A 13,459-nucleotide genomic window follows, 5' to 3' on the forward strand; every position below is an offset into this window, starting at 1 on the left:
CATCGCCATGGACGATCTGGATATTCGTCGGGAGAACGAGTTTTCCGGCGCCAGTAAAATCGTCCTGCTCTCCGCCGTACTGTTTCTGATCCTCGCCGTATGGGCGTGGTTTGGCCAACTGGATGAAGTCTCTACCGGCACCGGGAAGGTGATCCCCAGCTCGCGTGAACAGGTTTTACAGTCGCTCGACGGCGGGATCCTCACCGAACTGATGGTTCACGAAGGCGACAAAGTACAGGCGGGCCAGGTGGTGGCGCGGCTGGACCCGACGCGATCGGAATCTAACGTTGGCGAAAGTGCCGCCCGCTACCGCGCATCGCTGGCCTCCAGCGTGCGTCTGAATGCGGAAGTGAATGACCTGCCGCTCAAGTTTCCCGACTCACTGAAAGCCTGGCCGGACCTTATCGCCTCCGAAACGCGGCTGTATAAATCCCGCCGCGCGCAGCTCACCGATTCTCAGGCGGATTTGCAGGACGCCTTAAATTCCGTCAACAAAGAACTGGCGATCACCCAGCGCCTTGAACGGAGCGGTGCCGCAAGCCATGTGGAAGTGCTGCGGTTGCAGCGGGAAAAAAGCGATCTCGGCCTGAAAATCACCGACCTGCGCTCGCAGTATTACGTGCAGGCGCGCGAGGCGTTGTCGAAAGCCAATGCCGAAGTGGATATGCTCTCGTCGATCATCAAAGGGCGCGAAGATTCTGTGACCCGCATGACGGTGCGATCGCCGATGCGTGGGATCGTAAAAAATATCCAGGTGACGACGATCGGCGGCGTTATCCCGCCGAACGGTGAAATGATGGAGATAGTCCCCGTAGACGATCACCTGCTGATCGAAGCCCGACTTTCGCCGCGCGACATCGCGTTTATCCACCCCGGACAGCGGGCGCTGGTCAAAATCACCGCCTACGATTACGCCATTTACGGCGGCATCGAAGGCACAGTGGAGACCATCTCGCCGGACACCATCCAGGACAAAGTAAAACCAGAAATCGTGTATTACCGGGTATTTATCCGCACCCATCAGGACTATCTGGTAAACAAACGCGGCCACAAATTTTCGATATCACCGGGGATGGTCGCCAGCGTCGACATCAAAACCGGCGAGAAAACCGTCATGGATTACCTGATTAAACCGTTCAACCGCGCGAAAGAGGCGCTGCGTGAGCGATAAGTGAGCGTTTACGCGGGTTATAGCGGTGGTATTTAGCCTGGCAGGTCTGTTATACTGACTGGAACACATTGGGGCTGATTCTGGATTCGACGGGATTTGCGAAACCCAAGGTGCATGCCGAGGGGCGGTTTGCCTCGTAAAAAGCCGCAAAAAAATAGTCGCAAACGACGAAAACTACGCTTTAGCAGCTTAATAACCTGCTAAGAGCCCTCTCTCCCTAGCTTCCGCTCTTAAGACGGGGATCAAGAGAGGTCAAAACCAAAAGAGATCGCGTGGACATCCTGCCTGGGGTGAAATCGCTAAAACTAATCAGGCTAGTCTGGTAGTGGCGTGTCTGTCCGCAGCTGCCCGGCGAATGTAAAGACTGACTAAGCATGTAGTACCGAGGATGTAGGAATTTCGGACGGGGGTTCAAATCCCCCCAGCTCCACCAAAATCTTCAATCGATGATTACCAGAGTCATCCGATAAAGTCTAAATAGCCCGCATGGCGCAAGCCCTGCGGGCTTTTTTGTGCCTGCAATTTGTCCCGGGAAGTCTGAAGTAAACTAATTAAATCCGAACCTTTTAGGCACCTTGTTAGGCACCTCATAAAGCATTATTGTTTTTGAGGTGCCTAAAACTATGGAAACCCTGCAATGGCAAGACAAACCAAACCTTTATCCGTCAAAGAAATCGAATCCGCCAAGCCCAAGGAAGCGGACTACGTTCTCTATGATGGCGATGGCCTTGAGCTACTCATCAAATCAAGCGGCAGTAAAATCTGGCAGTTTCGCTACATTCGCCCTGTCACCAAGAAACGTGCAAAGAAGAGTATTGGCCCCTACCCCTCAGTTACCCTTGCCGATGCCCGAAACTATCGCGCAGAGTCTCGTTCTCTTCTGGCGAAACAGATCGATCCTCAGGAGCATCAACAAGAACAGCTGCTCAGTTCGCTTGAAGCTAAAACCAATACTTTCCAGCTCGTTGCTGAACGTTGGTGGAATGTGAAGAAAGCCAGTGTGACCGAGGACTATGCAGAAGATATCTGGCGCTCGCTGGAGAGAGATGTTTTACCGGCGATTGGCGATATCAGTATTACAGATATTAAAGCTCATACACTGGTTCAGGCCGTTCAACCGGTTCAGGCCAGAGGAGCGCTGGAAACCGTCCGTCGCCTGTGCCAACGAATCAATGAGGTCATGGTTTATGCTCAAAATACTGGCCTAATTGATGCGGTTCCTAGCGTCAATATTGGCAAAGCCTTTGAGAAGCCTCAGAAAAAGAACATGCCAAGTATCCGTCCAGACCAGCTACCGCAACTCATGCAAACCATGCGTACTGCCAACATTATCCTACCAACACGATGCCTATTCATGTGGCAACTTCTTACTATCACCCGTCCTGCCGAAGCGGCTGAAGCTCACTGGGATGAAGTTGATCTGGAAGCGCGAGAATGGAAAATTCCCGCATCACGAATGAAAATGAACCGTGACCATACCGTTCCTTTATCAGATGAGGCAATGGCTGTTCTGGAAATGATGAAGCCGTTAAGCGGCAACCGAGAATTTATATTCCCTAGCCGTATCAAACCCAACCAGCCAATGAATAGCCAGACCGTTAACGCGTCGCTAAAACGTGCAGGTTTTGGAGGTGTGCTCGTTTCACACGGTTTGCGTTCTATCGCCAGTACAGCCCTTAACGAACAGGGTTTTCCACCTGACGTTATTGAAGCGGCATTGGCCCACGTGGATAAGAATGAGGTTCGCCGCGCTTATAACCGCAGCGATTACCTTGAGCAGCGACGGCCAATGATGCAGTGGTGGGCTGATTTTGTGATGGCTGCGGATCGTGGAAGCATGATTGAAGGTGGGATGAAAGGAATGAAGCTAGTTGGGTGACTAAATAGCTGCGTGGAATAGTGCTCCACTTTCAGCCAGCCCTTGCAGGTTAAGCCACCAGTCAGTAAACGGCGGGTGTCGCGTTATTAGGCGAAGCCATTTAGTAGTAATATTAGGATTGGTGATTCTGAACTCCAGAAGTTCAAAGTTAATATTAAACCAACGAGTATGAGATTAATAGCGTTTATACACATAGAGCTACCAGCTGAAAATGCGAAAAATGTTTAACCGGTGATAATATGGTTAATAGGTAAGATGATTTCATGAAAAGCATTGTGTGATGCTAGACTTAATGAGCCAAGATAAGACGATACAAAATACATACATATGAAATCGGCAATGAACTCAGAATGAAATAAATAATCACAAAAATCAATCAATTCTCGACAGTGATCAGATTCAGCCAAATAATAACAAGCCTCTTATATCTTTATAAAAGAGGCTTGTTATTTCACTGTGATTTCAAGGTTATAATTCTATTAGAAACGTTCGATTTTAGGCTGTTTCTCTTAGTAAAGCTTATATGTCTAGCGTCTATCTTTGAGCATCCATTAATAAGATCAGAAACCATTAATACAAATGCATATGGCAAAGGAAAAAAGTCAGCCGGAAGTCTAAGTTTATTTACACTACTAAACTGCAGATGTGCTTTCTCATGTGTAGTAACCGCACTATCATAATCAAATCTAACTTGAGACGTATTTGCTGGAAAATAGTTTTTTATTTCCAATAGCGCAATCCAATTATCAAGATGATTATAGAGTTCTTCATTATGGTCAAAAGCAAAATCAGCGGCTTCATTGAGATCATCCAACGAATTTCTACAATCAATTGGTGAGGGATAGAAAGCCAACTTAGCTTTTTTCAGATTGCCAGTTTTCGCATCAAACTCATAAAAAAATTGAAAAAAATCGCCATCTCTAAGCAATAATGAGTACTGCCTTGCATCAATTACACATTGATATTCAATAGGGTAATAGACTTCATTGTAAATTCCTGGCTTCCTATTTGTCCAACTTATGACCTTCTCTCTTTCTTTGAGCTCTATTAATTTTTGTTGAGTTACAGGTTTTAAAAGTGCTTCGACATGGTTTAAGCTTTGCTGCACTAATGAGAAATTCAATTTTAATCTCCTTTCTTATCAATGAGCTGCTCCTGTAGCAGTCGTCTTAACTCTTCGTTATTATTAACTAAATCCAGTACTCTTTGCATCTCATTGATCTCAGAGTCTGATTTGTGGAGATAACTTTTTCGTGCTTTGACATCATCTGGGTCTGGGCAAATGAAATTGAATATAGGGAAATCTCTTTTGATTCCTGAAATTTCGTCCACAAGCATTTGCATTTTTTCTCCATAACCAACAATATAACACCATCCTCTTGTTCGAGTTACTGCCACAAAAAATGCATTACGCATCCTTAATGAAAAATCATTAACAACTAACTGGCTATTTAAAATAAATACAATATTAGCTTCATTCCCTTTAGCCCTGAAAGGGGTCGTGATTGTAACGAACCCCTTGGGCTTAAAGACATCTGAGCTTTCAACGTAGCCGGGAATTACAGAATGAATACCGTAATTATTTAAGATGAATTGAATACGTAGCATCTCATCTTTGTTACTAGAGGACTTCAAATTAATTATGACTATTTCTTCAGGCGAGACATTTTCTTCATCAATTAAACGCTTGATGTTACTTGCAATATATTCATATTGACTTTCCCTATCATTTTCCACCTTAGTCTGGATAAGATTAAGGGCCCTCTTACCCTGCTCTGTCATAATTCCTTCCAACAGATTTAGACTATTTTCATTAGGTCTCTCGATTTGAACATCATTGCCTTTTGCAATGATTTTTGTCTGAGGATTTAAAACTTTATAGCCAATAGCTTTCCATTCATCATGGTTATAAAACATTTCATTCGGCTTATTAGTATAAAGTCCTAATGCTACTCCGTGAGCAGTCATAAGAGCAGGACGAGGAGTCCTATAGCAATTGGATAAAACAATATCTTTTTTTATGTCACCAGGATAGAATCCGTCTAAAATATCATCACTCATATTTGGGGTGCCATCTTTGGCCAAACCAAATAGCTCAGATGGACCTTTAATCTGAGTGTCTTTCAATGACTGGAATTCATCATACGCCCACACGATCCTTTTTTCATGAGGTTTGCCCTTTGCTAGTTTAAATACCACTTCAAACAACTCTTTAGGAAAATCTTGGGCTTCATCTATTAAAATAAGATCATATTCAGGCTTTATATCACTACCAATTTTTTTGAGAAGTTCTGCATATATGACAGCTAAAGCATCACTTGCTCCACGCACATCTCCTAATGTTAGTGGAGTTAATCCATACTGTTGGCAAATATGTGAATACAGTCCCGGTTTCTGCCTACCACCCCATGCATGGAAGACATTTAGATTCGATTCAAAATCTGGCGCTTTTTTGGCTTCTAAAGTATAGTATCTGGCGATTGAACTCTGCACATTTTGATATAAACTTTGTGTATTAAATAAATATAATATTTTATAATCTGGAAATTTTTTGTGCGTTATCGCAGCTTTTAATGAAAGAACTATCGTCTTACCTGTTCCGGCCAAGCCACGAATTCTCTGAGGGCCCGGGGTTAGTTGCATTGAAGCAATACGTTGAGAGTGATCTTGATTAAATGTTATATTTAGAGATTTTTTGATATAATCATTCACAGTGTTAAGGGGCGGTTCTTCATCGAGAATCTTTTTATTTTCATATATAAACGTCCCCTCTAACAATGAAAAAATTCGCCCCAGAACTTTAGAATCGCAATTGAACCCTTCTTCAACGCTATCTAACCAATTATCAATCTCGCCATATTCAATAGCTGAACTTTCATAATCAGCATACTCTTGATAGAAATTGTCTATCTCACTATTATTATTTTTACAAAAAATAACAGCGCTAGTGATCGGAACTGTGCATGTTTTTTTTCTTCTGTTGTAAAAATTTGCATCGTTTTTTAATCTACTTTTTACCTCCTCCTCATACAACTCGACAATAAAATTCCTTGCTACACTCGAACCTCCATGCTCATAATGCCAAACCTCATTCCCCTGCACCTCATCCGCACGAGAAACCTTACTTTCAACCATGTCAACTAAAATTATGCCATGTTCTTTTGTAATAATGATAAAATCTGGAACATCGGAGTCCGATGCCCGTCCCAAAGTTGCAAGCTTATAGCCAATATATCCCTCACAATGACGAAACTTATTTTTTATTAGCTCTGCAACCTGCATATGGAAAGGTTTATTCTCAAGAGCCAAAGAACCAGCTAAGAAATCAAAAGTTCCACTCATAGCACCCTCTTACCTCAATATAATTTTACTGCATTATACCATATGAATTATTTCTTTGAAAAAGATATTCATTATATCGAACCAAACCCGCCCAATTAAATTATTCTCAGCATGAAGTAGAAATTAATCATATCATTTCAATATACTTCAAACAAAAAAACAATAATGAATTAAATTAAACCACCATACCAATAAACATTGGTATAAGAAAATGAAATAATAAATAGAGTTGTAAAGCAAAGGGGATTAAAAATAGTTTTAAGCTCCTAAATGACATTACCTCACATATCAATCCATTTCTTAATCAGGCCAGCAATGTGCTTCTTACATACTAATAGTTTGACGCAAAGTGGGTATGATCAACATCACAGTGCTGAGTCAGAAAATCTTAACTATGATCTTCTCCCTGAAAATAGTACCAGTCTAAACTGAAGTCTCCGGTCTTTCTTCCATCTCACAGAGAGGCACATCGCCATGAAAAAGACCCGTTATACCGAAGAACAGATCGCATTTGCGCTGAAACAGGCCGAAACCGGCACTCGTGTCGGAGAAGTCTGCAGAAAGATGGGCATTTCTGAGGCCACCTTTTACAACTGGAAGAAGAAATTTTCCGGTCTGGGTGTGACAGAATTGCGGCGTCTGCGGCAACTGGAAGATGAAAATCAGCGGCTGAAGAAACTGGTGGCCGATCTGAGTCTGGACAAGGAGATGCTGCAGGAGGGCTGAAGCAAAAGTTCTGAGGCCGGCTCAGAAGCGCCAGGCAGTACATTTTCTGCGTGAGGCTTATCGCATCAGCGTCCGTCGGGGATGCGGGTTGCTGATACTGAGCAGAACTGTCTACCACTGGCAGAGTCGGCGTGATGATCGGGCAATAACCCTGCGCATCAGGGAAATTGCGGAAACACGAATACGTTACGGCTGTCCGCGCATTCATGTCCTGCTGCAACGGGAAGGCTGGCTGATAAACTATAAGAAAACACACCGGATTTACTGTCTGGAAGGCCTGAATCTGCGCAGGAAACGTCCCCGCAGACATATCAGTGCGGCACACCGTCAGCAGCGTCCGCCCCTGACACACATCGATCAGTGCTGGAGTATGGATTTCGTGTCGGATAGTCTGTCTAACGGACGGCGCTTCCGGGCGCTGACTGTAGTGGATAATTTTAGTCGGGAATGTCTGGCGATCCATGCCGCAAAATCACTGAAGGGTGAGGATGTGGTCAGTGTAATGGAAGCGCTGCGGGTGCTGGATAAGCGCCTGCCGGTACGTATTCAGACGGATAACGGCAGTGAGTTTATCTCGAAAAGTCTGGATAAATGGGCGTATGAACACGGTGTCACGATGGACTTCTCCCGACCCGGCAAGCCGACAGATAACCCGTTTATTGAGTCATTTAACGGTAGTCTGCGAGACGAATGCCTGAATATTCACTGGTTTTTGTCACTGGAAGATGCACAGGACAAACTCGACAACTGGCGCAGGGAATATAATCATGAGAGAACCCATTCATCATTAAATGACATGACTCCGGCGGAATTTATCCGAAGTCTCCAGAAAGATGAAGATCTCTGATTTAGCACTGGTACTGATTTTGGACCAGGGTCAACTATCTGATGAGAATGGTTGTAACTGCAACGGTTTAAGGGACATTCCTTCTGTCATTGGTTAGAATAAGGGTAACTTTTTATATAGTCGCAGTATCTTTAATAGGGTTAGGATGTGGCAATCTTTGACATTGAAAAGGACGAATTACTTCGGCTTTCCGATACTCAGCTAGAAGAGCTGATCGCTCGGCTAGCAGAAGCTGAAGTGGCAATGCACGGCCATAGCCCAGCATGTGTAAATTGGTCTGGTTCAATTACAGCGCCTGACGGTGGAATTGATATCCAAGTTAAAGTTCCAGTTGATCAACTGAAGGCAGGCTTTCTTGTAAGGCCTGATACGGTTTTTCAGGCAAAGAAACATAGAATGCCAAAGGCTCTGATTGAGAAGGAAATGGGTACCGGCAAAGCACTTTCTCCCATCATCTCTGAACAAGCCAAAAAGCAAGGCAGCTACATCATTGTCAGCTTGAGTGATGATTGCTCGCCGTCAGGAAAAGCGGATCGTCTCAAAGCCATGAGGGACGCAGTAAAAGACGATCCTAACGAAAGCAGTCTTCATCTTGATTTCTACGACCGTTCCAAACTCATTCAATGGTTGCGCCAATATCCATCAGTCATGCTGTGGGTAAAAGGGAAGCTTGGGCAAGGGTATTCCGGCTGGCAACCCTACGGAGCTTGGAGCAATCCGCCACAAGGTGTTACAGACACTTTAATCTCAGTCCCAGGCGTAACCATTACTTTACCGTCGGGAAAGGGACAAAAACTCAAAATTGATGAAGCAATTAGCCCAATGCGAGCACTTATCCGTTCGACAAATAAGGCGGTTCGTATTACAGGGTTGTCTGGTGTCGGGAAGACTCGGATCGTTCAGGCGCTCTTTGATGAAACAGTTGGAACAGATGCGCTTGACCGGACAGTAGCTATTTATGTTGATACTGGCTCTGAGCCAGTCCCGTCTGCTACAGCAATGCTTGATAAGTTGATCGCTGAGGACCGACGAGCAATTATGATCCTTGATAATTGCCCATCAGAACTCCATGCTTCGCTTGCAAGCAAGGTATCAGCCGCAGGAAAAGAAGTAAGTCTCATCACGATCGAGTACGACATCAGGGATGACAAACCACAGACAACTGAGGTTATCCACATTGAGACAGACGGTCCGGAAGTGGCAGAGCAACTTCTTATCCGTCGTTTCCCTTCTATTGGTCAGAATAATGCCCGTCGGATTGCTGAGTTTGCAGATGGTAATGCAAGAGTTGCTTTGGCTATAGCAGAGAGAGTGGAGGAAGGTGAGAGTTTAGCCCTACTTTCAGATGCGCAGTTGTTTAATCGCTTGTTTGAACAACGTAATCATCCCGACGACCATTTACGGGAGCAGGCTGAAATATTGTCACTGGTGTATTCGTTCTCGATATCCAGTCCAGATGCCGCTACCGATGAACTAGAAATATTGGGTGCGCTCTCTGGGTATCCCAAAATCCAGTTATTCAAAGCTGCTACGAAGTTAATGGAACGTCACGTCGTTCAGAAAAGATCCCACTGGAGAGCCATCCTTCCCCATGCCATTGCTAACAAGCTGGCAGCATCTGCACTTAATAGTATTCCGGTTGATCAACTTAGGGCGACCTTTGAAGCTCCGGAGCGGCCACGTTTATTGATGTCGTTCGCACACAGGTTGGGACTGCTACACAACCATGCTGTGGCAAAAGAGATCGTTAAAGCTTGGTTGCACCCTGAAGGGCTGCTTGGGCAGATAGTAAACTTGGATGATGTATCGACACGAATACTTAATTATGTCGCTCCAGTTGCCCCTGGAGCTTTGCTTGAGCGGATTGAAGAAATGCTTGTTACGTCTAATTTTGAGCATATTCAATCACGCTACAACCCACAACGAACAGCAGTTATCAAATTGTTGCAGTTACTTGCATATGAATCGAAATACTTTGAACGATGCATTAAGCTCTTAATCTGTATCGCAGACCAGGAAAGCGCGAGCAATAATTATGATTCGGCTCGAAATAAGATAAAGAGGTTTTTCCAACCGTATCTATCCGGTACTCATGCCTCTTTAGATCAACGTGTTGCGATCATTAATGAATGCATTGGTTCAAGTATGGCCGGACGTAGAGTGCTGGGGCTCGAAATGCTTGAAACTGCTCTCGGCGGACCACCGTGGACAGGATTCGGGATTAATGAGTTTGGTGCTCGGCCAAGAGATTATGGATTTCGGCCCGGTAACGATGAACTTGTTGCGTGGCTAATCACCTTCATCGATATTTTGGTGAGGTTAGGAACCTCAGGAGTTCCCGGGCTTGAAGACGATGCTAGGCGGATCTTGGCTGATAAATTTCGCTGGATTTGGCGTCATGGAGGAATAAGGTCAAAATTAATTGATGCGGCTCGCAAGTTACATGCCCATCGCCCTTGGGGTGAAGGGTGGAAAGCTGTCCGCTCAACAATTTACTTTTTCCATACAAAAAGAAAAGATAACGAAGACGTAGAACCATTGCCGGAAATACTTGTGACATTGGAACGAGAATTAGAGCCTAATGACTTGGTTCCGGCAGTCATGGCTTATGTACTCAGTAAGGGGCGCGATTTTTGGGCGCTAGATGCTGATTATGAGCACCAAGGACCTAACAAATTCAGTGAAATCAGGAAAATACTTGGTGCCAAAGCTTTCAAGTTGGGACACGAATTTGCAGTATCTCCCCATGGACTTGATGAGTTGTGCCCTAATCTTTTTTTGCAGGATGGAATGCCCTATCGCGTCGAATTTGGTAAAGGCTTAGCTAACGGGGCTCCTGACCTACGAATTTATTGGCAGCAACTAGTCATTCAATTGGATCTACAACACAAATCTCAAAGTGATGTTTCGGTCATTCGAGGTTTCATTGAAGAGACTAATTCTATCGATTCAGCTTTAGCGCAGGAACTGCTCGATCAGTGCGCACAACATTCCGAACTTCGATTCGAATTAGTCAACCTGCATCCTTGGCAGGAGTTTACTGAAATCGATCTGGATCGCTGCATGTCGCTTCTGGATGACTCTGACATACGGCCCCATATGTATGGGGCAATTCTGTGGGGTGAGCAATTCTCTAATTTGCCAGAAAGCAGGGTTCTCGAGCTTGCTCAAAAGCTGCTGAGTAAACCGAATGGTGATGACGTAGTATTGGAAGCCCTGAGTATGAAACTAGCTGATAAAGGAGATGCTGCGGATACACTAGGTCTTGCGCTACGAACGATCGGACTATCCGCTGCAATCCAGAGGTTCCGAAGAGATCACAACGATTCCGGCGGGTATATAGATTATGCAATGGAACGTGTTATCGATGCCACATTGCACTTCGATGGCAACGAGGCTGAAAAGTTAGAATGGCTAAATTCAATCTTCGCTGTTGTCGATGAGCATTATGGCTACATTTATTCTTTCGAAGACGCTATCGGTATCACCGCTGCATGGATGCCAAAAGAATTTCTCAGTCGCATTTTTGATGGTACGGAAGATCAACAACAGAGGCGGCTGCATTTCATCAATCATGATGATTCACATCTGTCTCCTATTGCGAAAATCGATGTAGATATTTTGATTGAATGGTGCGGTACCACTAAAGATCCTCATGTTTGGGCTTCAGTCGCTTCAGGTATTAATCTATGGTCAAAAGACGGTGAGCAAAGTCCTATTTGCTTGCAGGATGATGCACTGAGATTTCTAGAAGCCTCACCCGAGCCAAGAGCCGTCCTTGAGATCTTTGCCGAACACGTAGCACCTTCATCATGGTCCGGTAGTCGTGCGAACGTGATGCAACCCAGGGTTGAAGCGATAGGCCTGTTGGTCACGCACGAGCGTGCAGACATTTCTAAGTCGGCTAGAGCTGTGTATGAAAAACTGACTAACTGGGTTGAAAAGGAAAAAGAACGTGAGCGATTGGAAGATGAGGCATTGGAACAACGGTTTGAATGAAGGCTAGTAGCCGCCTTCAGAGGAATTCTGTTTAAAGGAGAAATCATGGAATCTGCACGTGATAAATATACCAGTGAGATTATTGAGGCAGAAGATCTTTGGTTACTTGATGTTGTAGATACGAACGGTTACGTATGTTGGGGATGCGGAATTGAGATGTATCCTTCCGCCTGGCAAAAAGGTAGCAAGAAAAGACCGTCGTTTAATAAAATGCCGGGCAAAGTGCATATTAACTGTGATGCTGATGCTGAAAGCACAGTGGTTAAACTAGGACAGAAGAAAAGCGTCCGCCACATGCTGGACAGCGCACCGGGTTTGATGCCCGCAGGGTTAAAACTGATTGAAAAACGACCCGTTGTTGATCCTGGCACTACTGGTCGCGAGAACAAACCCAATCCAACACGTTCTACATCGTCAGCATCCAGCGAAGGAAATGCTCCAGCGCGGCAATCCCGCCGCCCGGTTAACGCTATTCGCCAGATTTGTAGGGCATTTATTCGCTTCCCGTATGACCGTGGTATGTCACTAAATATCCCAGGTATTGATGCCGATACTTACATGACCGTGTTTAAAAAACTAAAAGATCCGGTTCAACCCTACCCTGAGCGCCGAGTTTTTTATTCGCAGTTGTTGTGGCAGAAATTTGAGCAAGACGAAAACCGGATTGTCATTCCGCTCTCGGGAGAATGGACAAAAGACGAATCTGGTAAGTTTAAGCCCTCGCGTAGCTATAAACTACACATTGAGTGGGGAGACTGGTCAAAAGCTAAAAGAACTATGCTTTTTAATGAGCTCGAAACTGTACAGGAAGAAGCAAAAGAAGCAGTAAATAAAAAATCTAAAGAGAGAGCTCAAGTCTTCTTTATCGGTGAGCAAAGCACTGAGAATCCGGAAATCTTCTACGTTAATGATTATCGGTTAATCTGCGCGATTATGGGATATATAATTTACCCTTGACGTAAATGGGCCTTATTGCAAAATGGAGGCCCATTTACATAATTATTTTCGGCTACCACCAAGGCTACGTCAACCCTATAAATTTGAGTCTATTTCTCCATCATTCTGCTTCTCTTGTAGACACAATCACTGCAGTCAACATAATAATAGTTATATTAATAATGTTTTATTTTTCAATAGCGTTATGTGGGGTATTTCCATAGCGATATAATTTCAAAACTCATCAAGACTGATCGTATAGCAGTTCCCCTGACAGGCATCAAAATATCAAAACCATAAAAACATTAATTGTTCGTGTTATTTTTCATAACTTTATCAAACTCTACTTTTAGATCACGTATAGACCATTTATTAATTCTGCGGTAGATAGCTTCCTCTCTATCGCCTGTATCATTTACCCATTTATCCGGATGTAGTGGCACACTGAATTTGGCCACCTGAACAGAGGTGATATGCTCACCTCAGAACAACACAGGTGCACCAATGAAAAGAAAAAATTTTAGTCCTGAATTCAGACGTGAGTCAGCCCAGTTGGTTG

7 protein-coding genes and 1 other RNA gene are annotated in these 13,459 nt (G+C 44.4%); 6 read left to right on the top strand and 2 right to left on the bottom strand.

Translation table 11 applies throughout. The features are described from left to right. Nucleotides 1-7: 7 nt before the first annotated feature. From MUU51_RS00880 to MUU51_RS00890, 3 genes are all read left to right on the top strand, one after another. Nucleotides 8-1,171, top strand: coding sequence for an HlyD family type I secretion periplasmic adaptor subunit (locus MUU51_RS00880; protein WP_159775852.1), 1,164 nt, complete (start codon nucleotides 8-10; stop codon nucleotides 1,169-1,171). 70 nt (nucleotides 1,172-1,241) lie between these two features. Next, nucleotides 1,242-1,604: a transfer-messenger RNA gene (ssrA, locus tag MUU51_RS00885) on the top strand. A 204-nt stretch (nucleotides 1,605-1,808) separates the two neighbouring features. Beyond that, nucleotides 1,809-3,050 carry an integrase gene (locus tag MUU51_RS00890; protein WP_258966901.1) on the top strand — a complete coding sequence of 414 codons (1,242 nt, stop codon included), beginning with the start codon at nucleotides 1,809-1,811 and terminating at the stop codon, nucleotides 3,048-3,050. Between the two features lie 451 nt (nucleotides 3,051-3,501). Here the strand turns inward: MUU51_RS00890 and MUU51_RS00895 are convergent, their stop codons facing one another. Both MUU51_RS00895 and MUU51_RS00900 read right to left on the bottom strand, forming a co-directional pair. Continuing rightward, nucleotides 3,502-4,173: a DUF2290 domain-containing protein gene (locus tag MUU51_RS00895; protein WP_050291500.1), complete on the bottom strand. Its 672-nt coding sequence runs from the start codon at nucleotides 4,171-4,173 to the stop codon at nucleotides 3,502-3,504. 2 nt (nucleotides 4,174-4,175) lie between these two features. After that, complete coding sequence (locus MUU51_RS00900) at nucleotides 4,176-6,392, bottom strand: DEAD/DEAH box helicase (protein WP_258966902.1); 2,217 nt, start codon at nucleotides 6,390-6,392, stop codon at nucleotides 4,176-4,178. Nucleotides 6,393-6,866: 474 nt separating this feature from the next. Here MUU51_RS00900 and MUU51_RS00905 point away from each other — a divergent pair. The 3 genes from MUU51_RS00905 to MUU51_RS00915 all read left to right on the top strand — a co-directional run bounded on the left by MUU51_RS00905 (nucleotide 6,867) and on the right by MUU51_RS00915 (nucleotide 12,921). Then, nucleotides 6,867-7,965 (top strand): IS3 family transposase gene (locus MUU51_RS00905; protein WP_258966903.1). Its coding sequence is split into 2 segments (ribosomal slippage): nucleotides 6,867-7,114 and nucleotides 7,113-7,965, totalling 1,101 coding nucleotides; the frame shifts between segments, so codons are not numbered across the junction. Nucleotides 7,966-8,112: 147 nt separating this feature from the next. Further along, the gene (locus tag MUU51_RS00910) at nucleotides 8,113-11,964 is read left to right on the top strand and encodes a hypothetical protein (protein ID WP_258966904.1); all 3,852 of its coding nucleotides are present in this window, start codon (nucleotides 8,113-8,115) and stop codon (nucleotides 11,962-11,964) included. Nucleotides 11,965-12,009: 45 nt separating this feature from the next. Continuing rightward, complete coding sequence (locus tag MUU51_RS00915) at nucleotides 12,010-12,921, top strand: hypothetical protein (RefSeq protein ID WP_050291503.1); 912 nt, start codon at nucleotides 12,010-12,012, stop codon at nucleotides 12,919-12,921. Nucleotides 12,922-13,459 lie beyond the last annotated feature (538 nt).

It is taken from the genome of Scandinavium manionii, assembly GCF_024764775.1.
GTDB lineage: Bacteria > Pseudomonadota > Gammaproteobacteria > Enterobacterales > Enterobacteriaceae > Scandinavium > Scandinavium manionii.